Source organism: Brevundimonas diminuta ATCC 11568 (assembly GCF_000204035.1).
GTDB lineage: Bacteria > Pseudomonadota > Alphaproteobacteria > Caulobacterales > Caulobacteraceae > Brevundimonas > Brevundimonas diminuta.
In genome coordinates, this window is sequence record NZ_GL883086.1 from 196,729 (window position 1) to 216,956 (window position 20,228).

Annotated in this window: 21 protein-coding genes; 9 read left to right on the forward strand and 12 right to left on the reverse strand. The window is 66.7% G+C overall.

The features are described from left to right. The coding region (locus BDIM_RS04790; RefSeq protein ID WP_040345043.1) for a D-alanyl-D-alanine carboxypeptidase family protein at positions 1–1,092 on the reverse strand (1,092 nt) is incomplete at its 3' end. A gap of 268 nt (positions 1,093–1,360) precedes the next feature. Between BDIM_RS04790 and BDIM_RS04795 the strand changes: the two genes are divergently transcribed. Continuing rightward, positions 1,361–1,831 carry a phasin family protein gene (locus BDIM_RS04795; RefSeq protein ID WP_003164441.1) on the forward strand — a complete coding sequence of 157 codons (471 nt, stop codon included), beginning with the start codon at positions 1,361–1,363 and terminating at the stop codon, positions 1,829–1,831. 56 nt (positions 1,832–1,887) lie between these two features. On the opposite strand, the gene BDIM_RS04800 is transcribed toward BDIM_RS04795, so the two are convergent. After that, positions 1,888–2,427, reverse strand: a complete 540-nt coding sequence (locus BDIM_RS04800; protein ID WP_003164442.1) for a nuclear transport factor 2 family protein — start codon at positions 2,425–2,427, stop codon at positions 1,888–1,890. Between the two features lie 140 nt (positions 2,428–2,567). On the opposite strand from BDIM_RS04800, the gene clpS reads away from it, so the two are divergent. Both clpS and clpA read left to right on the forward strand, forming a co-directional pair. Continuing rightward, entirely contained in the window at positions 2,568–2,897 is a 330-nt protein-coding gene (gene clpS / locus BDIM_RS04805; RefSeq protein ID WP_003164443.1) for an ATP-dependent Clp protease adapter ClpS, read from the forward strand. Between the two features lie 12 nt (positions 2,898–2,909). Next, positions 2,910–5,213 carry an ATP-dependent Clp protease ATP-binding subunit ClpA gene (clpA, locus tag BDIM_RS04810; RefSeq protein WP_003164444.1) on the forward strand — a complete coding sequence of 768 codons (2,304 nt, stop codon included), beginning with the start codon at positions 2,910–2,912 and terminating at the stop codon, positions 5,211–5,213. A gap of 155 nt (positions 5,214–5,368) precedes the next feature. Here clpA and BDIM_RS04815 read toward each other — a convergent pair whose 3' ends face one another. The 4 genes from BDIM_RS04815 to BDIM_RS04830 all read right to left on the reverse strand — a co-directional run bounded on the left by BDIM_RS04815 (position 5,369) and on the right by BDIM_RS04830 (position 8,704). Then, a complete protein-coding gene (locus BDIM_RS04815) occupies positions 5,369–5,674 on the reverse strand; it encodes a CsbD family protein (RefSeq protein ID WP_040346555.1) in 306 nt (101 codons plus the stop codon). Between the two features lie 100 nt (positions 5,675–5,774). After that, positions 5,775–6,920, reverse strand: coding sequence for a GNAT family N-acetyltransferase (locus tag BDIM_RS04820; protein WP_003164446.1), 1,146 nt, complete (start codon positions 6,918–6,920; stop codon positions 5,775–5,777). Then, on the reverse strand, positions 6,917–7,375 hold the full coding sequence (locus BDIM_RS04825) for a RidA family protein (protein WP_003164447.1): 459 nt from the start codon (positions 7,373–7,375) through the stop codon (positions 6,917–6,919). The genes BDIM_RS04820 and BDIM_RS04825 overlap by 4 nt, the downstream gene beginning before the upstream one ends. Before the next feature lie 54 nt (positions 7,376–7,429). Further along, entirely contained in the window at positions 7,430–8,704 is a 1,275-nt protein-coding gene (locus tag BDIM_RS04830; RefSeq protein ID WP_003164448.1) for a DNA polymerase IV, read from the reverse strand. 124 nt (positions 8,705–8,828) lie between these two features. Here BDIM_RS04830 and BDIM_RS04835 point away from each other — a divergent pair, with 124 nt between their 5' ends. Together BDIM_RS04835 and BDIM_RS04840 are read left to right on the forward strand one after the other, a co-directional pair. Then, a complete protein-coding gene (locus BDIM_RS04835) occupies positions 8,829–9,206 on the forward strand; it encodes a response regulator (protein ID WP_003164449.1) in 378 nt (125 codons plus the stop codon). After that, positions 9,203–10,564 carry a PleD family two-component system response regulator gene (locus BDIM_RS04840; RefSeq protein WP_003164450.1) on the forward strand — a complete coding sequence of 454 codons (1,362 nt, stop codon included), beginning with the start codon at positions 9,203–9,205 and terminating at the stop codon, positions 10,562–10,564. Before BDIM_RS04835 ends, BDIM_RS04840 begins: the two co-directional genes overlap by 4 nt. Before the next feature lie 92 nt (positions 10,565–10,656). Here the strand turns inward: BDIM_RS04840 and rpmG are convergent, their stop codons facing one another. Continuing rightward, on the reverse strand, positions 10,657–10,824 hold the full coding sequence (gene rpmG / locus BDIM_RS04845) for a 50S ribosomal protein L33 (protein ID WP_003164451.1): 168 nt from the start codon (positions 10,822–10,824) through the stop codon (positions 10,657–10,659). A 126-nt stretch (positions 10,825–10,950) separates the two neighbouring features. Here rpmG and BDIM_RS04850 point away from each other — a divergent pair, with 126 nt between their 5' ends. Then, on the forward strand, positions 10,951–11,565 hold the full coding sequence (locus tag BDIM_RS04850; RefSeq protein WP_003164452.1) for a hypothetical protein: 615 nt from the start codon (positions 10,951–10,953) through the stop codon (positions 11,563–11,565). 18 nt (positions 11,566–11,583) lie between these two features. Here the strand turns inward: BDIM_RS04850 and BDIM_RS04855 are convergent, their stop codons facing one another. Next, positions 11,584–12,291, reverse strand: coding sequence for an NUDIX hydrolase (locus BDIM_RS04855; protein ID WP_003164453.1), 708 nt, complete (start codon positions 12,289–12,291; stop codon positions 11,584–11,586). Positions 12,292–12,469: 178 nt separating this feature from the next. Next, positions 12,470–14,785, reverse strand: a complete 2,316-nt coding sequence (rnr, locus tag BDIM_RS04860) for a ribonuclease R (RefSeq protein ID WP_040345046.1) — start codon at positions 14,783–14,785, stop codon at positions 12,470–12,472. Positions 14,786–14,897: 112 nt separating this feature from the next. Here rnr and BDIM_RS04865 point away from each other — a divergent pair, with 112 nt between their 5' ends. From BDIM_RS04865 to BDIM_RS04875, 3 genes are read left to right on the forward strand one after another with little or no spacing between them, the layout of a single operon-like run. Next, positions 14,898–16,301 (forward strand): pyridoxal-phosphate dependent enzyme, encoded by a 1,404-nt coding sequence (locus BDIM_RS04865; RefSeq protein WP_003164454.1) that lies wholly within the window; start codon positions 14,898–14,900, stop codon positions 16,299–16,301. 4 nt (positions 16,302–16,305) lie between these two features. After that, on the forward strand, positions 16,306–17,469 hold the full coding sequence (locus BDIM_RS04870; protein ID WP_003164455.1) for a cystathionine gamma-synthase: 1,164 nt from the start codon (positions 16,306–16,308) through the stop codon (positions 17,467–17,469). 55 nt (positions 17,470–17,524) lie between these two features. Next, positions 17,525–18,763, forward strand: a complete 1,239-nt coding sequence (locus tag BDIM_RS04875) for a mechanosensitive ion channel family protein (RefSeq protein ID WP_003164456.1) — start codon at positions 17,525–17,527, stop codon at positions 18,761–18,763. 96 nt (positions 18,764–18,859) lie between these two features. Here the strand turns inward: BDIM_RS04875 and BDIM_RS04880 are convergent, their stop codons facing one another. The 3 genes from BDIM_RS04880 to BDIM_RS04890 all read right to left on the reverse strand — a co-directional run bounded on the left by BDIM_RS04880 (position 18,860) and on the right by BDIM_RS04890 (position 20,224). Beyond that, positions 18,860–19,072: a cold-shock protein gene (locus tag BDIM_RS04880; protein WP_003164457.1), complete on the reverse strand. Its 213-nt coding sequence runs from the start codon at positions 19,070–19,072 to the stop codon at positions 18,860–18,862. 169 nt (positions 19,073–19,241) lie between these two features. Beyond that, positions 19,242–19,448, reverse strand: a complete 207-nt coding sequence (locus BDIM_RS04885; protein WP_003164458.1) for a hypothetical protein — start codon at positions 19,446–19,448, stop codon at positions 19,242–19,244. A gap of 65 nt (positions 19,449–19,513) precedes the next feature. Beyond that, positions 19,514–20,224: a TorF family putative porin gene (locus BDIM_RS04890; RefSeq protein WP_003164459.1), complete on the reverse strand. Its 711-nt coding sequence runs from the start codon at positions 20,222–20,224 to the stop codon at positions 19,514–19,516. Between the last annotated feature and the right edge of the window lie 4 nt (positions 20,225–20,228).

Genomic DNA, 20,228 nt, shown 5'->3' on the forward strand with positions numbered 1-20,228 from the left:
ACCGTTCAGCGCGGCGGTCAGGCTTTCGGGCGGGCGGTTCTCGGCACGACGCGCCGACGGCGGCGGCGTCACCTCCGTCGGCAGGTTGCGCGGCGGCGGACCGGCGACATACGCCACCTCGGTCGAGGAGCCGACGCCTTCGCCGTCCTCATCCGACAGGGAGGCGTAGGCGATGGGCGGCGAGGGATCAGCGCTGATCCCAAAGCCGCGCTGTTCGAAGAAGGCCTGGGCCAGTTGGATGCGCTCGCCCTGGCCGCGGCGACGCTGAACCTCGAAGCCGGTGTCCATCAGTTCGGCGACGTGGTCGTTGCGGCTCTTGGTCGAGCGGCCGCCCATGACGATGGTGATGATCCGCTTGCCGTCGCGCACCGACGACGCCGCGAGGTTGTAGCCCGAGGCGTTGGTGAAGCCGGTCTTGATGCCGTCATAGCCGCGCCCGGTGGCCAGCAGGCCGTTGGTGTTGCGGTAGTCCCGGCCTTTGTAGAACCAGTCATGCAGGCCGAGGTAGCGGTAGTATTGCGGATAGTCGCGCATGACCGCGCGGCTGAGAATCGACAGGTCGCGGGCCGTGGTCGCCTGGCGCGTGTCGGGCAGGCCGTTGGCGGTGGTGAAGCGGGTCTGCTCCATGCCCAGTTCGCGCGCCTTTTCCGTCATCATCTGGGTGAATCGGCCTTCCGAGCCGCCGATGTGCTCGGCGATGACCACGGCCATGTCGTTGGCGCTGCGGACGGCCGTGGCGCGCATGGCGTCGTCCAGGCTGATCGTCTGACCGGCGGCCAGGCCCAGCTTGGAGGGCGGCTGCGACGCCGCGCGCGGCGAGACGGTCAGGTTGTCGTTCAGGTTGACCTTGCCCGACTCCAGCGCCTCGAACGCCAGGTACAGGGTCATGACCTTGGTGATGGAGGCCGGATAGCGTCGCGCGTCGGCGAAACGCGAGAACAGGACTTCACCCGAGGCGGCGTCGACCACGATGGCCGCATACCGACTATCGGACGACTGGGCTTCCGGCGGCGCGACGCCGATCGTCGGCGTCAGGACGATGCCCCCCAGGACCAGGGCGGCCAGGAAACGTCGGCGGAATAGGGCGTTCATGGGCAAGCTACTAGCCTCGTCACTGTGGCGCGAAGACGGCTGCGATCACGCACGTTACAAAGGCTAACATCCGCTTCCCCGGTTTCGAGAGGGTTAACGGCGCGTCAACAGACTTGTGATCGCTCGCCGCATCCAGAGGGCAGGTTATCAGCGATCATATTGTGCGTCGCACAAATTTCACTTGAAGTTTCTTCGCAGGTGCACCATATCGCCGTTGTCGCGATGGGCCCGCCTGTCGCCAGAACCCTTTTGCTTCAGGAGACTCCCCATGGCTGACGCCGCTGAGACCGTGAAGAAGACCGTCGAACAAACCACCGCCAAGGCCAAGGCCCAGGCTGAGTCCATTCAGGCCGCCGGCGCCAAGGCGTTCCGTGAAGGCGTCGACAAGTCCGTCGCCTCGCTGAGCGAACTGAACGCGCACGGCAAGAAGAACCTGGAAGCCGTGGTCGAATCCGCCGCCGCCGCCCAGAAGGGCGCCGAGGCGCTGTCGCAACAGGCCGTGGCCTACAGCAAGAAGTCCTGGGAAGACGGCGTCGCCGCCGCTCAGTCCTTCTCGCAGGCCCGCTCGGTGCAGGAACTGTTCGAGCTGCAGACCAACTGGGCCAAGTCGGCCGCCGAGGCCTATCTGGCCGAGTTCGGCAAGGCGACCGAGACCATGACCGCCTCGGTCAAGGACAGCTTCAAGCCGATCAACGAGCGCGTTTCGGCCGCTGTCGAGCAGTTCCAGGCCGCCCGCTAAGGCGCGACTGCACGCTTAATGCGAACGAGGCCCCGGCGGAGACGCCGGGGCCTTTTTCATGGCTTCGCTTCGGCGCTCATGGGGGCGTGGTCGATGCTGAAGGCGCGGGCCAGCCGCCAGCGCCCGTCCGGCTCCAGCCGCCACAGGACGGAGAAGCGGGCGCGTCCGACCAGGGTTTCCGGCCCGTCGCCCTGCCGTTCGTAGAACAGGTGGCTGCCTTCTTGGACGGCGCCGACGCCGGGGATGGCGTAGACTCGCATCGTGCCGGGCACGAGTTCGCGCCGTGATCGCCAGGCGTCAGGGGCGGTCCGCGCCGCGCAGCCCTGGCGATAGTCGTTGATGAAGCGCGCCCGCGTCGCCGTCAGTCCGCCCCGGTCGTGATAAAATTCCAGATCGTCCGTCACCAGATCGGCTAGGGCCTCGGAATCGCATCGGTCGAACATGACCGAAAACAGGGCCGCGTCCCGTTCAGCGATGATGGGAGCGAGGGCGGCGTCATCGGTAGGGACGGCGGGCGTCTGGCCCAGCGTCAGGGCGGCGAACAGTCCGGCGATCAGGGGCATGGCGGCGGTCCGGGGCAGGGAACGGAAGCGCATTGATGCGGTTCCTGAGCCGAGATGTCCCGTGAATCTTTGGTCAGGCGACCGGGGTCACGCAGGCTGTGACTGGACGCATCTACAAATCAGGCCATCATTCCCTATCTGATCTTTTGACACTCCCCGATTACGGACCACGAATGCCTAACAGACGGCCAGGTGAACAGGGCGGAGGCGCAGGCGCCGCCGTCGTCACCGAGACAAAGCCGAAACTTCAGCGGCCCTCGCTCTATCGGGTGCTGATCCTGAATGACGACTACACCCCCATGGAGTTCGTCATTTACGTGCTGGAGCGGTTCTTCCAGAAGAGCCGCGAGGACGCGACCCGCATCATGCTGCACGTGCACCAGCATGGCGTCGGGGTCTGCGGCGTCTTTACCTACGAAGTGGCCGAAACCAAGGTCGCCCAGGTGGTCGAGACGGCGCGACGCCACCAGCACCCCCTGCAATGCACGATGGAAAAGGACTGAGAGGAACCTGCCATGCCTTCGTTTTCCCGTCCTCTCGAAGAGACCCTGCACCGCGCGGTCCACTACGCCAACGAGCGCCGGCATGAATACGCCACGCTCGAACACCTGCTGTTGGCCCTGATCGACGATCCGGACGCCTCGGCCGTGATGACGGCCTGCAACGTCGATCTGGGCGCGCTGAAGGCGGCGCTCGGCTCCTATGTCGACACCGATCTGGCCGCCCTGGCCACGGCCGATGGCGACGACGCCAAGCCGACGGCCGGTTTCCAGCGCGTGATCCAGCGCGCGGTCATCCATGTCCAGTCGTCCGGCCGCGAGGAAGTGACCGGCGCCAACGTCCTGGTCGCCATCTTCTCCGAACGCGAAAGCCACGCCGCCTATTTCCTGCAGGAGCAGGACATGACGCGGTACGACGCGGTCAACTTTATCGCCCACGGCATCGCCAAGAAGGCCGGGGCTGCCGAAGCCCGCTCGGTGCGCGGCGCCAGCCCCGAAGAGGCCGAGGACGGCTCGGTCGTTAAACAGGGCGGCGAGGCGCTGGAAGCCTATTGCATCGACCTGAACGAGAAGGCCCGCAACGGCAAGATCGACCCCCTGATCGGGCGTCAGGCCGAGGTGGAGCGCTCGATCCAGATCCTGTGTCGCCGCACCAAGAACAACCCCCTGCTGGTCGGCGACCCCGGCGTCGGCAAGACGGCTATCGCCGAAGGTCTGGCCCGCAAGATCGTCAACGGCGAGGTGCCGGAAGTCCTGAAGGACGCGACGATCTACAGCCTCGACATGGGCTCGCTGCTGGCGGGCACCCGCTATCGCGGCGACTTCGAGGAGCGGCTGAAGCAGGTCGTCAAGGAGCTGGAGAGCCACGAGAACGCGGTCCTCTTCATCGACGAGATCCACACCGTGATCGGCGCGGGCGCGACCAGCGGCGGTGCGATGGACGCCTCCAACCTGCTGAAGCCGGCTCTGGCGTCCGGCAGCCTGCGCTGCATGGGCTCGACCACCTACAAGGAGTATCGCCAGCACTTCGAGAAGGATCGCGCCTTGGTGCGTCGCTTCCAGAAGATCGACGTCAACGAGCCGACGATCGAGGATACGGTGAAGATCCTCAAGGGTCTGAAGACGACTTATGAGACGCACCACAAGCTGCGCTACACGGACTCGGCCATCCGCACGGCGGTCGATCTGTCGGCGCGCTACATTACCGACCGCAAGCTGCCGGACAAGGCGATCGACGTGATCGACGAGGCGGGGGCGTCGCAGATGCTTTTGCCGGAATCCAAGCGCAAGAAGGTCATCGGTCAGAAGGAGGTCGAGGCCGTCATCGCCAAGATGGCCCGTATCCCGCCCAAGTCGGTGTCGAAGTCGGACACGGAATCCCTGCGCGAGTTGGAGACCGATCTGAAGCGCGTCGTCTTCGGTCAGGAACAGGCCATCGACCAGGTCTCGGCGGCGATGAAGCTGGCGCGGGCGGGTCTGCGCGATCCGAACAAGCCGATCGGCGCCTTCCTGTTCAGCGGACCCACCGGCGTCGGCAAGACCGAGGTGGCCAACCAGCTCGCCGCCACCCTGGGCATCGAGATGCAGCGCTTCGACATGTCCGAATACATGGAGCGCCATACGGTCAGCCGCCTGATCGGCGCGCCTCCGGGCTATGTCGGCCATGACCAGGGCGGCCTGCTGACCGACGCGGTCGATCAGCATCCGCACTCGGTGGTTCTGCTGGACGAGATCGAGAAGGCCCACCCCGACGTCTACAACATCCTGCTGCAGGTGATGGACAACGGGACGCTGACCGACGCCGTGGGCAAGAAGGTCGATTTCAGGAACGTCATCCTGATCATGACCACCAACGCCGGGGCCGCCGACAACGCCCGCGCCTCCATCGGTTTCGGCCGGGGCAAGGTCGAGGGCGAGGACGACAAGGCCATCCAGCGCCTGTTCGCGCCGGAGTTCCGCAATCGTCTGGACGCCATCGTGGCCTTCAAGCCGCTGGGCGCCGAGACGATCCGTTCGGTCGTGACCAAGTTCGTGCTGCAGCTGGAAGCCCAGCTGGCGGACCGTAACATCACCATCGAGCTGACCGACGAGGCGACCGACTGGCTGGCCAAGAACGGCTTCGACGAACTGTATGGCGCACGACCCCTGGCCCGCGTCATCCAGGAGCATATCAAGAAGCCGCTGGCCGACGACATCCTGTTCGGCCGCCTGACCCGCGGCGGCCACGTCAAGGTCGAGTTGAAGGACGGCAAGATCGCCTTCGACATCACCCCGACCAAGGGCGCGGCGGTGAAGGAAGAGGAAGAAGAGACGGCCTGATCTTATCCTTCTCCCCTTGTGGGAGAAGGTGGCCCGTCAGGGCCGGATGAGGGGTCTTGCGACGTGAAAAAGGGGTTGCGGGATTTGTCGTCCCGCAACCCCTTATCCGTCTCGCTTCGCGAGCCGCCTTCTCCCACAAGGGGAGAAGGCCTTGATCAGCGTTTGCGGCCTAGGGCGCCGAGCAGCACCGCCGCGCCGGCGATGATGCCGGTGGTCAGCAAGGGCTTGCGGCGGGCGAAATCCAGACCCTTGCGGGCGGGATCGCGCAGGTCGGCGGGGGCCTTGTCCACCATGCCGTCCAGGCCGTCGATGACGCGGCCATAGGCGTTCTGCGCCTTGCCCTTGAATTCGTTCAGCTTGCCTTCGACCTGAAGCTTGCTGTCGCCGGTCAGGCGGCCGAGGCCGTTCTGCAGCTTGCCGCCCGCTTCGGTCACGGCGCCTTCGATGCGTTGGTCAGTCATGATCAATTCCTGATGCGAGTGAGGAGGAGACTCCGGGAAAAAGCGCATCTGGACGGCGACGGTTCCTGATGTTCTGCCGCTCGCGACGAAATGTCAGGGGTCAGCCCTGACGGTAGGGCGACAGCTCCGCCGCCATGGCGTGCATCTCCGCCTCCACCGCCAGGCGTTCCTGCTCCAGATAGCGGGCGACCGGATCGCGCAGAGCGGGATCGGCGATGAAATGGGCCGAATAGACGGGGGAGGGCAGGTAGCCGCGCGCGATCTTGTGATCCCCTTGCGCGCCCGCCTCGACTCGCGACAGGCCGCGCGCGATGGCGAAGTCGATGGCCTGATAATAGCACAGCTCGAAATGCAGGAAGGGCCGGTCGACCAGCGTCCCCCACTGGCGGCCGTAAAGCGCATCGCGGCCGATGAAGTTGAGCGCTCCCGCCACCGGCGTCTCGCCCTCGAACGCCATGACCAGGGCGATGCGGTCGGCCATGCCGGCCCCGACGCGGGCGAAGAAGTCGCGCGTCAGATAGGGCCGCCCCCATTTGCGGTCGCCGGTGTCCATGTAGAAGGCGAAGAAGGCGTCCCAGTGCGCCTGCATGATCTGCGCCCCGGTCAGGACGCGGATGGCGAGACCGGCCTGCGCCTCGCGCCGCTCGCGCCGGATGGTCTTGCGCCGGTTGGACGACAGGGCGGCCAGGAAGTCGTCGAAGCTGCGATAACCGTCGTTGCGCCAGATGAATTGGATGTCGCGACGCGGCAGCAGACCCGCCTCGGTCATGGCGCGCCATTCGACCTCAAGCGGGAAGTTGACGTGCAGGGACGAGACGCCCAGTCGCTGGGTCAGCGTCAGCGCGCCTTGCAGCAGGGCCTCGCGCACCGCGGCGGCGTCGGTTCCCGGCGCGTTCAGGAAGCGCGGGCCGCTCGCGGGGGTGAAGGGCACAGCGCCCAGAAGCTTGGGGTAGTAGCGCCCGCCCGCGCGCTCATAGGCGTCGGCCCAACTGTGGTCGAAGACGTATTCGCCCTGACTGTGGCCCTTCAGATAGAGGGGCATGACGCCGATCACGGCGCCGTCTTCATCATGCAGGGACAGGTGGCGCGCCGCCCAGCCCTCGGACGGGACGGCGCTGCCGGACGCCTCGCAGGCGTCAAGGAAGTCGTAGGAGACGAAAGGATCGCCGCTTGGGGCCGCACAGGCGTCCCATGCGTCCCGGCCTATGGCGGCGATCCGGTCGTTTACCTGAAGGGTGAAGTTCACTTCACCTCGATGACGGCGTCCACTTCGACGGCGAAGCCGAGCGGCAGCTTGTAGACGCCGACGGCCGAGCGCGAGTGCTTGCCCGCGTCGCCGAAGACCTGGACCATCAGGTCCGAGCAGCCGTTGATCACGCCGGGGATGGCCTCGAAGTCCGGCCCGGCCTGGACGAAGCCGCCCAGCTTGACGATGCGGACCACGCGATCCAGGTCGCCGTCGACGGCGGCGTTGATCTGGGCCAGCAGGTTGATGCCGCACAGGCGGGCGGCCTCGGCGGCCTGCTCCGGGGTCACGTCCACGCCGACGGTGCCCTTGATGCCGCCGTTGGCGTCGTTCGACAACTGGCCCGAGATGAAGATCTGCTCGCCCGAGCGGACGTAGGAGACATAGCTGGCCACCGGCTTGGCGGGCTCGGGCAGGGTGATGCCGAGTTCAGCGATGCGGGCGTGAATGCTCATGGGGCGACTCCGTATGAAAGTGTGGAGGGGGTTTAGCGCGGCGCGGCGGCCGCGTCATCCGGGGCGTTCATTTGGTCGCTTCAACGCGCGTCCGGCCACCACGGCGGCGGCTCCGAACTTGTCGCGCAGAGCGTCGATGGCGGTCTCGGTCTTCAGGGCGCGGGTCTCGGCCGTGGCGAACAGGCCGGCGGGCGCGTCCTGGGCGTCGGCGATGTCGGCCATGCCGATGCCGATCAGCCGATAGGGCACGCCCAGTTCCGGTTTCAGCAGGTCGCGCCCAGCGGCGAACAGGGCGCGCGCCGTCTGCACCGGCTCGGCCAGGGTGGTGCGGCGGGTGACGATCTTGAAGTCCGTCTTGCGCAGCTTCAGCACCACGACGCGGCTGGCTATGCCGTCGCGCCGGGCCTTGGAGGCCAGCTTCTCGCACAGGGGCCACAGCTCGGCCTCCAGCGCCTCGGCCGTGGCCAGGTCGTCGTTGAAGGTGGTCTCGGCGCTCATGCCTCGCCGGTCGTGATCCGGGTTCACCGGGCGGCTGTCGCGCGCGTGGCTGAGGTCATGCAGGCGCAAGCCCGTCTCGCCATAGCGCCGAACCAGATCCTTCACCTCAGCGGCGGCCAGGTCGCCGATCGTTGCGAAACCGTCCGAACGCAGGGTGCGTCCGAACACCGGCCCGACGCCGGGCAGGGTGGTCACGGGGCGCGGCGCCAACAGGCCTTGGGCCTCGGCGACGCCGATGACGGAGAAGCCGCGCGGCTTGTCCAGCTCCGACGCGATCTTTGCCAGGAAGCGGTTGGGCGCCAGGCCGATGGAGACGCTGAGGCCCGTCTCGTCCTCGATCCATTTCTGCAGGCGCGCCAACTGGAAGGCGGGCGGGCCTCCGTTCAACCGCTCCGTGCCCTTCAGGTCGATCCACGCCTCGTCCAGCGACAGGGTCTGAACCAGCGGCGTCAGGCGGTGGACGGCGCCGAAGATGCGCTCGCTCTCGGCCACATATTTGCGGAAGTCCGGCTTGATCACCACGGCGTCGGGGCAGGCCTTCAGCGCCTTGAACATCGGCATGGCGGAGCCGACGCCATACAGCCGCGCCACATAGCAGGCAGTGGAGACCACCCCGCGCTTGCCGCCGCCGACGATGACCGGCCTGTCGCGCAATTCCGGCCGATCGCGTTTCTCGACCGAGGCGTAGAAGGCGTCGCAGTCCAGGTGGGCGATGTGCAGATCGCTCAGCTCGTCATGGGCGATGACCCGGCGCGAGGCGCACGACGGACACCGCGCGACCTTGCGGTCGCCGGTCCACAGGCAGTCGCGACAGAGGGCCGTGATGGCCAAGCAAGAACTCCGTTTGTCTCGGCTTCACGTCAACTTAAGACTGCTGCGGTCACAGTGCATCCAAGAAGGCGCAACAGCCCACCGCAAAAGCGGATGAACAAGAGGCGCAACAGCCGGGTGGCGGATGTCCAAGAAAGTCCTCATCGTCGAGGATAATGAGCTGAACATGAAGCTTTTTCATGATCTGCTCGATTCCCAGGGGTATGAAGTGCTGCAGACCCGCGAAGGCCTGCAGGCGCTGGCGATTGCGCGCGAGCACCGCCCCGATCTGATCCTGATGGATATCCAGTTGCCGGAAATCTCAGGCCTTGAAGTCACCAAATGGCTCAAGGACGACGAAGAGCTGAACCATATCCCCGTCATCGCCGTTACAGCCTTCGCCATGAAGGGTGATGAAGAACGGATTCGCCAGGGGGGCTGTGAAGCCTACATCTCCAAGCCGATCTCGGTCATTTCCTTCCTGGAGACGGTGCGCAGGCACCTGGGTCAGGGGGCGGCATGAGTGCGCGAATCCTGGTGGTCGACGACGTCGAGGCGAACGTCCGGCTTCTCGAAGCCAAGCTGACCCTCGAATACTACGACGTGCTCACCTGCCATGACGGCGCGACCGCCATCGCCCTGGCCGGCGCCGAACAGCCGGACCTGATCCTGCTGGACGTGATGATGCCGGGGATGGACGGCTTCGAGACCTGTCGCCGGATCAAGGCGGCGGCGGACACGCGCCATATCCCGGTGGTGCTGGTGACGGCGCTGGACGGACGGCATGATCGGATCAAGGGCCTGGAGGCCGGGGCTGACGACTTCCTGTCCAAACCGCTGGACGATGTGATCCTGATGGCGCGGGTCCGCAGCCTGACCCGGCTGAAGATGGTCATGGACGAGCTGCGCGAGCGCGAGGAGAGCGGGCGTCGGGTCGGCGTCGACACCGGCGGCGTGGCGCGTCTCAAGGGGTCTGGCGGGCGCGTGCTGATCGTCGACGACAACACGCTTCAGGCCCAGGTGATGGCGCAGGAGCTGTCGCGAGAACACCGCCCCCTGATCGAGCCCTCGGCTGAGGCGGGGCTGGAGACGGCCCGCGGTCCGGTCGATCTGGTGATCGTCAACATCACGTCCGAACGGTTCGACGGCCTGCGGCTGATCGCCCAGCTTCGCTCCAAGGAGCCGACGCGGCGTCTGCCTATCCTGGCCGTGGTGGACACCCAGGACCGGCCGCGCCTGCTCAAGGCGCTGGAGCTGGGCGCGCACGACCTCCTGATCCGTCCCATCGATCCCGAGGAACTGGCGGCGCGGGTGCGGACCCAGGTGCGCCGCAAGCGTTACGGCGACTTCCTGCGCGAGAAGCTGGACCACAATCTGGAGATGGCGGTCACCGATCCCCTGACCGGCCTGCACAACCGTCGTTACATGAACGGCCAGTTGGACGCCCTGGTGGCGCGCGCCAATCGCGGCGGCGACCCGGTGGCGGTGCTGGTGCTGGACATCGACCACTTCAAGGCGGTCAACGACAGCCTGGGCCACGACGCGGGCGATGAGGTGCTGCGCGAGTTCTCGGTGCGGCTGGCGACCAATGTGCGGGCTGTGGACCTGCCGTGCCGGTTCGGCGGCGAGGAGTTCGTCGTGGTCATGCCCGGCACGACGCTGGAGGACGCCCATCGCATCGCCGAGCGAATCCGCCGCGACGTCGGCGCCTCGCCCTTCCGCATCCTGGGCGGCGAGCCGTTGAGCATCACCGTTTCGGTCGGCGTGGCGGCGACCAGGGGAGCGGATGACACGCCGGCCTCCCTGCTGAAGCGCGCCGACGAAGGCGTCTATGAGGCCAAGAAGGCCGGCCGTAATCGGGTGGTGGCCCGCGCCGCCTGACGCGCATGTGGTCGCATGACGGACAACGAAAAACGCCCGGTCCTGCGACCGGGCGTTTCGATTCTTGCAGATTCAAGCGGAGGGCAAAGCCCTTACTTGATCTTGCCTTCCTTGAACTCGACGTGCTTGCGGACGACCGGGTCGTACTTCTTGACGACCATTTTCTCGGTCATCGTACGGGCGTTCTTCTTGGTGACGTAGAAGAAGCCGGTGTCAGCGGTGGAGTTCAGGCGGATCTTGATGGAAGCCGGTTTGGCCATCGGAATTACCTCTGCGACGGCGAAAGCCGCTTGAAATAAGAGGCGCGGAACATACTCAGGACGGGCTCAAAGTCAACGGTTTCGATGTCGCGTTGAGCGGCGCCGCAGAAGCGTTAGTGTTTCGACATGAAAACGCCCTACTTCAAGCCCGCCCACGCCCTGTCCGTCGCCATCATTGCGGCCGGATTGACGCTGTCCGCCTGCTCGTCCGAACCGGCGACGCCCGCCGCAACGGCCGATGCGGCCCCGGCCACGGCGCAGGACGCCTTCTTCGCCAATCTGACCGCCCTTTGCGGCCAGCGCTTCGAGGGCAAGGTCGTCACGACCGAAGCCGCCGACTCGGATTTCGTCGGCAAGCGTCTGCTGATGCATGTGCGCGACTGCTCGAAGGATGAGATTCGCATTCCCTTCTGGGTCGGCGAAGACCGCTCGCGCACCTGGGTCGTGACCCGCACCGAATCGGGCCTGCGGCTGAAGCACGATCACCGCCAGCCGGACGGCAAGACGGATCCGCTGCACTGGTACGGCGGCGATACGAAGAACGAAGGCACGGCCGAGCGTCAGGAATTCCCGGTGGATCAGGAATCCATCGATCTGTTCAACGCTCAGGACGCCGCAGTCTCGACGACCAACGTCTGGGCGATGGAGGTCCATCCCGGCAAGACGTTTACCTATGAACTGCGCCGGCCGAACCGCCATTTCCAGGTTGACTTCGACCTGACCAAGCCGGTCGCCGAATAAGACGGTGAGGCCGCTGCGTCAGTCCTGATGGTCGATGACGTGGCGGCCGCGCACCATGTGCACGAAGGGCAGGGGGCGTTGCGGCGTCTCCAGCCGCTCGGCGACCTCGCCCAGCACGAAGCGGGTGATGGCGGGCAGGTCCAGGCTTCGCGCTTCGTCCAGAGGAACCCAGGCGATCTCGTCCAGTTCGCCTGAGCCTTCGATCCGATCGGGATCGCGCAGGGCCTCGACCGGGGCCATGAAGAAGCGGGCGTCGAAACGTCGGGTGCGGCCCGGCGGCGTGATGGCGCGCGCCATATAGGACAGGACCGACAGATCGGGCAGGGCGCCGGCTTGGCGATAGTCCCGCCACGGTCCGGCGACCGAGGCGGCCGGCGCGGCGCGGCCCAGGATCAGCCCGGTTTCCTCAAAGGTCTCGCGCACGGCGGCCAGGGCCAGGGCGCGGGCGCGGCGGGCGGGCATCTCCGCCTGCAATCGTCGCGCGGCGTCATGCGACAGGGCCCCGTCGTCGGCGGCGTTGAAGTCCGCCCGTTCGATGCGTCCGCCCGGAAACACCCACTTCGACGCCATGAAGACGTGGCCCGGCGCCCGGCGGCCCATCAGCACCTCAGGACGCCTGGCGTCGCGGGTCAGGATCAGGGTCGCCGCGTCCTTGGGGCGTTGAGCGCCGCCGACACGGGGCGCGTCGGCCAGGTCTTGGGCTGCGTCGAAGGGGAGGGAGGTCATGGATAAAACTCCTTCCTTCTCCCCGTCGGGGGAGAAGGTGGATCGCGCAGCGAGACGGATGAGGGGGACGCTGGCCGCGTCCTCAACGTCAGTCGTTCTGCGTGCGGATACAGCCCCCTCATCCGACCTGCTCCGCAGGCCACCTTCTCCCTCGAGGGGAGAAGGGAAACGACATCGCTCACCGCCGCTTGCCCTTTCGGACGCCTTTCAGGCCGCCGGAGGGCTTGGCGCCGTTGCGGGGCTTGGGGCCGCCGGGGCGGCCTTTGCCACGCTTGGGCGGGCCGTCTCCACCGCGTCCGCGCATGCCGTAGCGCGGGGCCGGAGCGTTGGGATCGCGCGGGTCCGGCTCGGACAGCATCTCCAGCACCAGGCCGCCGGTGACGGGCGTGGCCTCCATCAGCCGCACCTCGACGCGGCGGCCCAGCGGGAACCGCTTGCCGGTGCGCTCGCCGACCAGGGCGTGGGCGCGGTCGTCGTGGGTGAAGTACTCGTCGCCCAGCGTCGAGACCGGCACCAGTCCGTCGGCGCCCGTCTCGTCCAGGCGGATGAACAGGCCGAAGCGGGTGACGCCGGTGATGCGGCCGGTGAAGGTCGCGCCGACGTGCTCCTCAAGGAAGGCGGCGATGTAGCGATCCATGGCGTCGCGCTCGGCGGCCATGGAGCGGCGCTCGGTCTCGGTGACATGATCGGCGATGCCGCCCAGTTCGGCGATCTCGCGGTCGGTCAGGCCGTCCGATCCCAGCTTCAGCCCCCGGATCAGCCCGCGATGGACGATCAGGTCGGAATAGCGCCGGATGGGCGAAGTGAAGTGGGCGTAGCGGTCCAGGTGCAGGCCGAAGTGGCCGACGTTCTCGGGGCTGTAGATGGCCTGCATCTGGGTGCGCAGGACGACTTCGTTGACGACCTCGGCGTGCGGGGTGTCGCGGGTTTCCTCCAGCAGCTTGTTGAAGCGTTTGGTGTTCGGCGCCTCGCCCTTGTTCCACGGCTTGCCGATGGTGTGCAGGAAGTCGGCCAGGTTGAAGATCTTCTCCTGGCTGGGCGTATCGTGGACGCGATAGATCAGCGGCGTGTGCGTCTTCTCCAGCGTCTCGGCGGCGCAGACGTTGGCCTGGATCATCATCTCTTCGATCAGGCGGTGGGCCTCCAGCGACTTGCGCGGCTCGATGCCGGCGATGCCGCCGTCGGGCGACATGATGATGCGGCGCTCAGGGCTTTCGATGGCCAGGGGGCTGCGGCGTTCGCGGCCCTTCAGCATCGTGCGATAGGCGTTCCACAGCGGATAGAGGATCGCCTCCATGATCGGCCCGGTGGCGTCGTCCAGCAGGCCGTCGATGGCCGACTGCGCCTGCTCGTAGGACAGCTTGGCGTGGCTGCGCATCAGCCCGCGCGTGAACTTGTGCCCGGTCTTGCGGCCGTCCTTGTCGAAGACCATGCGCACGGCCATGCAGGCGCGGTTCTCGCCCTGCTTCAGGCTGCACAGGCCGTTGGACAGGACTTCCGGCAACATGGGCTCGACCCGGTCGGGGAAGTAGGTCGAGTTGCCCTTGGCCCGCGCCTCGCGGTCCAGCGCCGTATTGGGGCGCACATAGGCGGCGACGTCGGCGATGGCGACCCAGACGATCCAGCCGCCGTCGTTCTTGGGGTCTTCATCACGCTCGGCGTAGACGGCGTCGTCGTGGTCGCGCGCATCGGCGGGGTCGATGGTGATGAAGGGGACGTGGCGCAGGTCTTCGCGCCCCTTCAGCGTCGGGACGGCCTGATCCTCGGCCTCGCGCTCGACGGCCTCGGAGAAGCCGGTCGGCACCCCGTGGGCGTGGATGGCGATGATGGAGGCGGCGCGCGGGTCGTCCTCGCGCCCGATGTTCTCGAGAATCTTGCCGCGCTTGGGGCCATAGCGATGCTCGCCCTTCTCGACGGCGGCCAGCACCAAGTCGCCGTCGCGCAGGTCCGTCGCCTGGGCGGCGGGCACCAGCAGCACGTCCTTGGAGCGCTTGTCGACCGGCTCGACCCGCGTCTCGCGCCCGCCCTTGCGGATGACGCCCAACACGCGGTTGGTTCCGGCGTCCAGCCGCTTGACCAGGCGCGCCTCCCAGCCTTCGACGCCCCGGCTGAACTTGACCAGCAGGCGGTCGCCCATGCCGGGCGCCGGGCCGCGACCCTCGCGGTCGGGCATCAGGACGGCGCGCGGCGCGTCCTCGCTGCTCTTGACCAGTTCGACGTATAGTTCGCCGTCGGCGTCGCGATCCACGACATCGACCACCCCGACGGGGGGCAGGGCGCCGGCTTCGGAAAAGCCCTTGCGGCCGCGCTTGCCCAGGCGGCCCTCGGCCTCAAGCTCCTTCAGCATGTCGCGCAGGGCGCGGCGCTCGGCGCCCTTCAGGCCGAAGGCGCGCGCGATGTCGGCCTTTTCGGCTTCTCCGGCCTCGCGCAGGAAGGCGACGAGGGATTCTTTGTCGGGCAGGCCCGCGACGGGGCGTTTCGGTGTCTTGACCATTGCGCCCTTTCTAACGCGCTTCGCGGCGAAAGGGTGAAAACTTGCATGAGTTGACCGCGAGGGTCGCGACGCCCAGCTTCCCCCTGAAACCCGTGCAACGGAGCCTGCCTTCATGTCGATGACCGACACCCCTGTTCTCAGCCGTCCGGCCAAGACCCTGCTGGACCTGATCGGCAAGACGCCGATGGTCGAGGTGACGCGGATCGACACTGGCCCCTGCCGCCTGTTCCTGAAGCTGGAGAGCCAGAACCCCGGCGGCTCCATCAAGGACCGCATCGCCCTGTCGATGATCGAGGCGGCCGAGAAACAGGGCTGGCTGAAGCCGGGCGGCACCATCGTCGAGGCGACGGCGGGCAACACCGGCCTGGCCCTGACCCTGGTCGGCAAGCAGAAGGGCTACAACGTCCTGCTGGTCATTCCCGACAAGATGTCGAAGGAGAAGATTCAGCACCTGCGCGCCATGGGCGCTGATGTGCGCCTGACCCGCTCTGACGTGCCGCACGGCCACCCGGAATATTACACCGACATGGCCGAGCGCCTGGCCCAGCAGATTCCGGGCGGCTATTTCGTCAACCAGTTCGCCAACGACGCCAACTCCGAGGCCCACTTCAAGACGACCGGCCCGGAAATTTTCGAGCAGATGGACGGCGACATCGACGCCTTCGTCGCCGGCATCGGCTCGGGCGGGACGATCACCGGCAACGCCCGCTATTTCAAATCGCAAGGCTCCAAGGCCCAGATCATCCTGGCCGACCCGGTCGGCTCGGCGCTGGCGGGCCTGATCAACGAGGGCGTGGCCGGGCCGGACGGCAGCTATACCGTCGAGGGCATCGGCCAGAACTTCATGCCCGAGACGACCGACCCCGAGCTGATCGACGTCGCCTATTCCATCCCTGACGCCGAGGCGATCGCCACGGTGCGCGAACTGCTGCTGAAGGAAGGCATTCTGGCGGGGTCGTCGTCGGGCACCCTGATCGCCACGGCCCTGCGCTGGTGCCGCGAGCAGACGGAGCCGAAGCGGGTCGTGACCTTCGTCTGCGACACCGGCGCCAAATACCTGTCCAAGGTCTACAACGACGCCTGGCTGGCCGATCAGGGCCTGGCCGAGCGCGAACTGCACGGCGACCTGTCGGACCTGATCAACCGCAAATACGCCGCCGGCGACGTGGTGGTGATCGGGCCGGAGGACACCCTGGACACCGCGTTCAAGCGGATGCGCGGCGACGGCCTGTCGCAACTGCCGGTCATCCAGGACGGCCGCCTGGTCGGCATTCTGGACGAAAGCGACATCGTCCACATCATGAACACCGACGAGATCACGCGGAAGGAGCGCTTCGCCAAGCCGGTCGCCTCGGCCATGACGCGCGATCTGGACACGCTTCAGGTGACGGAGTCGCTGGACGCCCTGATCCCGGTCTTCGATCGCGACCGCGTCGCCATCGTGCTGGACGGCGAGATCTTCGTCGGCCTGATCACCCGCACCGACCTGATCAACCACCTCAGCCTGAACCGGTAAGCCTATGTCTGAACTGAAGAACCGCCAGGGCTTTTCGACCCGCGCCATCCATGCGGGCCAGCAGCCGGACCCGACGACGGGCGCGGTGATGACGCCGATCTACGCCACCTCGACCTACGCCCAGGAAAGCCCCGGCGTGAACAAGGGCTATGAATACGCCCGCGGCAAGAACCCGACGCGCGAGGCCTTCGAGGCCTGCATCGCCGATCTGGAGGGCGGGGTTCAGGCCTTCGGCTTCGGCTCGGGCATGGCGGCGACCTCGACGGCGTTGGAGTTGCTGGACGCCGGGTCGCACATCATCACCGGCGATGACCTGTATGGCGGTTCGTGGCGCCTGTTCGAGCGGGTGCGCCGTCGCTCGATGGGGCTGGACTTCAGCTACATCGACCTGACCGACCTGGCGGCGGTCGAGGCGGCGATCACCGACAAGACGCGGATGCTGTGGGTTGAGACCCCGACCAATCCGCTGATGAAGCTGGCCGACATCGAGGCCCTGTCGAAGATCGCCAAGGCGCACAAGCTGATCCTGGTCGTCGACAACACCTTCGCCACGCCGTGGAGCCAGCAGCCGCTGGCCTTGGGCGCCGATGTGGTCATGCACTCGGCGACCAAATATCTGAACGGCCACTCCGACATCGTCGGCGGGGTTCTGGTCGCCAAGGACGCCGAGATGGCGGCCCAGCTGAAGTTCCTGCAGAACTCGATCGGCGGCGTCATGGGGCCGTTCGACGCCTTCCTGGCCAACCGGGGGCTGAAGACCCTGGGCCTGCGCATGAAGGCGCACAATGAGAACGCCCTGGCGGTGGCCCGTTGGCTGGAAGACCGGGCAGGGGTCGCCAAGGTCATTTATCCGGGCCTGGTCAGCCACCCGCAGCACGAGCTGGCCGCGCGCCAGATGAACGGCCGCTTCGGCGGCATGGTCACGGTGCTGATCGACGGCGATCTGGAGCGCACCAAGCGGGTGCTTGAGCGGGTGCAGGTCTTCACCCTGGCCGAGTCGCTGGGCGGCGTGGAGAGCCTGGTGAACCACCCGGCCATCATGACCCACGCATCCGTGCCCAAAGAGGTGCGTGAGGCGGGAGGCGTCACCGACAATCTGATCCGCCTGTCGGTCGGGGTCGAGGACATCGACGACCTGATCGCCGACCTGGACCAGGCCATCGGCTGAGGCTGATTGAGGCGCCGGGGTTCAAATCCCCGGTAGGCCTGCCTAGGCTGGGCCCATGTTTGATTTCATCGCCATGCGTGATCGCCTGGCGGAGTTCCCGATCGCGGAGATGCTGATCGGGCTCTGTCTTCTCGTCCTAGTCGCCTTTATCGCGGACTTTGTGGTCCGCCGCATCCTGACCCGACTGATCCTGCGGATCGTCGGGCGGGCGGTGCATGATCTCGACGTGCTGCTGCGCCCTGTGGTGCGCAGCTTCACCCGCGTCGTTCCGGCCGTCATCATCCATCAGGGCATAGGCGGCGTGCCGCATCTGGCGCCCGGCTTCGTCACCCTGGTTCAGAACGTGGCCGGGGCCTTCATGATCGTGGCCGTGGCCATCGGTATCGGCGCCGGTCTGGACATGGCCAACGCCCTCTACGCCCGCTCGCCGCGCGCCCATCGCCGTAGCATCAAGGGCTATCTGCAGGTTCTGAAGATCGTCATCTACGCCATCGCCACCATTCTGGTGATCGCGGCCCTGATCGACCGATCGCCCTTGCTGTTGCTGTCGGGCCTGGGCGCGCTGGCGGCGGTGCTGATGTTGGTGTTCAAGGACACCATCCTATCGCTGGTGGCGTCGGTTCAGCTGAACTCCAATGACATGCTGCGCGTGGGCGACTGGATCGAGATGCCCCAGGTCAACGCCGACGGCGACGTCATCGACATCGCCCTGCACACGGTGAAGGTCCAGAACTGGGACAAGACCATCACTACCATCCCGACCTGGCGGCTGATCAGCGAATCCTACCGCAACTGGCGCGGCATGCAGGACAGCGGCGGGCGCCGTATCAAGCGGTCGCTGCTGATCGACCAGACCAGCGCGCGCTTCCTGACCGAGGCCGAGCGCGAGCGGATGCGGCGCTTTCTGCTGATCGACGACTACCTGGCCGACAAGAGCGCCGAGATGGCCGACTGGAACGCCAAGCTGGTCGAGGCCGGGCGCGACCCGGTCAATATGCGGCGCTCGACCAACATCGGCGCCTTCCGCGCCTATGTGCAGAACTATCTGGAAAACCATCCGCGCATCCGTCAGGACATGACGCTGCTGGTGCGCCAGATGCAGCCGACGGAGACAGGGCTGCCGCTGGAGATCTACGCCTTCACCGCCACCGTGGCCTGGGCCGAGTATGAGGCGATCCAGGCGGACATCTTCGACCACCTGCTGGCGATCCTGCCCGAGTTCGATCTGCGCCTGTTCCAGTCGCCCAGCGGGGCGGACTTCGTCCAGCTGCGGCGGCCCTCGCTGGCGGCCTAGGGGCAAAAGAAAAGCGCGCAGAGGGCGACCCCTGCGCGCTTTAAATCCTGTCATCGTCGGCCCGTCATTGCTGACGCGGCTGGCGATGGAGCCGGATCAGCCTTCGGTCTTCAGTTGACCAGCCGATTCCTTGCCCGAGCGACGGTCGCGCTCGATTTCGTAGGAAACCTTTTGGTTTTCGTCCAGGCCGCGCAGGCCGGCTTGCTCGACAGCCGAGATGTGGACGAAGACGTCCTTGCCGCCGTCGTCCGGCTGGATGAAGCCGTAGCCCTTGGTGGAGTTGAACCATTTAACAGTGCCGGTAGCCATTTTCAGGACCTCCGCTAGAAGTTGGCCTCAGAGAACGTCCCTGAAGACCTGTCGGGTCTGTATGGATCGGCTTAGACCTCGGTGCGCGGGGCAGAAGGCAGAGCGTGACGCAGAGAGATCGACCCCTCTAAGGTGGACGCTCCGGTGTCCTAATGCAAGAGCCGGGGCGTCAGGGCTCGGCCGTTTCCGGCGGCGAGACCCAGTTCTCCTGACATAGCTTGCGCAGGGCCGAGGTGATGGTCGAGCCGTAGAGCGCATCCTGAATCCGCTCATAGCCCTCCATCTTCAGGGCCTGTTTGACGTCGCCTACCGTCCGGCAGCCGCCGCTTTCGGCCAGTTGATACGCACGTTCCAAGGTCGTCGGTCGAAAAGTCATGACCGTAGCCTAGGCCCTTTCGGGCCAAAGGTGAAACCGGGCGCCCGAAACGCGCCGCGCCCGGATCAGAAGGAAACGCTGATCCCGGCGACCAGGGCGTCGGCGTACTGTTCGCCAGGAATCTTGGCGTTGGTGCCGTGCCAGCGCAGATCGGCCTCCAGATTGCGGGTCAGGGCGTAGGATGCGCCGATGTTGTAGCCGGTGTAGTCGACGCTGTTGTCCTGTTCGCGGCGGCCGATCTCGGCCGAGACGTTCAGCTTGTCGGTGAAGTCCCAGCCGCCGCGCACCGCGACCCAGGTCCAGGCTTTCACCGAACCGGCGCCGTCGGGCGAGTGCTGCAGCCGCAGGCGCGCGCTGGCCGGGCCGATCGACCGCTTCATGTCGGCCGTGAACTCCCAGGCGTTGGCGTCATAGCCGGGGTTGGCGTCCACCCGCCACTTGTGCGCGACGTTCAGGTCGAAGTCGAAGCCGGCCCATTGGGGACGCACGCCGCCGGCCAGTTCGACCTCCAGCTCCGAGCCGCCGCTCTTGATCGTTTCGGCGGCGGGGCTGACGTAGAAGAGGCCGCTGTCGCTTTCCCATTCCGCCGCGCCCCAGACGAAGGGATCGCCGTCCGACTTGGAGGCGTCCTTGGAGCGGTTGTCGCTGGCGGCGCCGGCGCTGAAGCTCCAGCGGCCGGGCATGTCCTGCGCCTGTGCTTGGGCCGTCGAGGCCAGGATCAGGAGCGGGGCGGTCGCCAGGACGGTCGTCTTCAGGGCGGTCGTCAGGATGCGCATGGTC

Bases quoted from the DNA above. Each gene is read 5' to 3' on its own strand.
- BDIM_RS04795 (WP_003164441.1), top strand. From the start codon at position 1,361: ATGGCTGACGCCGCTGAGACCGTGAAGAAGACCGTCGAACAAACCACC.
- BDIM_RS04800 (WP_003164442.1), bottom strand. From the start codon at position 2,427: ATGCGCTTCCGTTCCCTGCCCCGGACCGCCGCCATGCCCCTGATCGCC.
- clpS (WP_003164443.1), top strand. From the start codon at position 2,568: ATGCCTAACAGACGGCCAGGTGAACAGGGCGGAGGCGCAGGCGCCGCC.
- clpA (WP_003164444.1), top strand. From the start codon at position 2,910: ATGCCTTCGTTTTCCCGTCCTCTCGAAGAGACCCTGCACCGCGCGGTC.
- BDIM_RS04815 (WP_040346555.1), bottom strand. From the start codon at position 5,674: ATGACTGACCAACGCATCGAAGGCGCCGTGACCGAAGCGGGCGGCAAG.
- BDIM_RS04825 (WP_003164447.1), bottom strand. From the start codon at position 7,375: ATGAGCATTCACGCCCGCATCGCTGAACTCGGCATCACCCTGCCCGAG.
- BDIM_RS04835 (WP_003164449.1), top strand. From the start codon at position 8,829: ATGTCCAAGAAAGTCCTCATCGTCGAGGATAATGAGCTGAACATGAAG.
- BDIM_RS04840 (WP_003164450.1), top strand. From the start codon at position 9,203: ATGAGTGCGCGAATCCTGGTGGTCGACGACGTCGAGGCGAACGTCCGG.
- rpmG (WP_003164451.1), bottom strand. From the start codon at position 10,824: ATGGCCAAACCGGCTTCCATCAAGATCCGCCTGAACTCCACCGCTGAC.
- BDIM_RS04850 (WP_003164452.1), top strand. From the start codon at position 10,951: ATGAAAACGCCCTACTTCAAGCCCGCCCACGCCCTGTCCGTCGCCATC.
- BDIM_RS04855 (WP_003164453.1), bottom strand. From the start codon at position 12,291: ATGACCTCCCTCCCCTTCGACGCAGCCCAAGACCTGGCCGACGCGCCC.
- rnr (WP_040345046.1), bottom strand. From the start codon at position 14,785: ATGGTCAAGACACCGAAACGCCCCGTCGCGGGCCTGCCCGACAAAGAA.
- BDIM_RS04865 (WP_003164454.1), top strand. From the start codon at position 14,898: ATGTCGATGACCGACACCCCTGTTCTCAGCCGTCCGGCCAAGACCCTG.
- BDIM_RS04870 (WP_003164455.1), top strand. From the start codon at position 16,306: ATGTCTGAACTGAAGAACCGCCAGGGCTTTTCGACCCGCGCCATCCAT.
- BDIM_RS04875 (WP_003164456.1), top strand. From the start codon at position 17,525: ATGTTTGATTTCATCGCCATGCGTGATCGCCTGGCGGAGTTCCCGATC.
- BDIM_RS04880 (WP_003164457.1), bottom strand. From the start codon at position 19,072: ATGGCTACCGGCACTGTTAAATGGTTCAACTCCACCAAGGGCTACGGC.
- BDIM_RS04885 (WP_003164458.1), bottom strand. From the start codon at position 19,448: ATGACTTTTCGACCGACGACCTTGGAACGTGCGTATCAACTGGCCGAA.
- BDIM_RS04890 (WP_003164459.1), bottom strand. From the start codon at position 20,224: ATGCGCATCCTGACGACCGCCCTGAAGACGACCGTCCTGGCGACCGCC.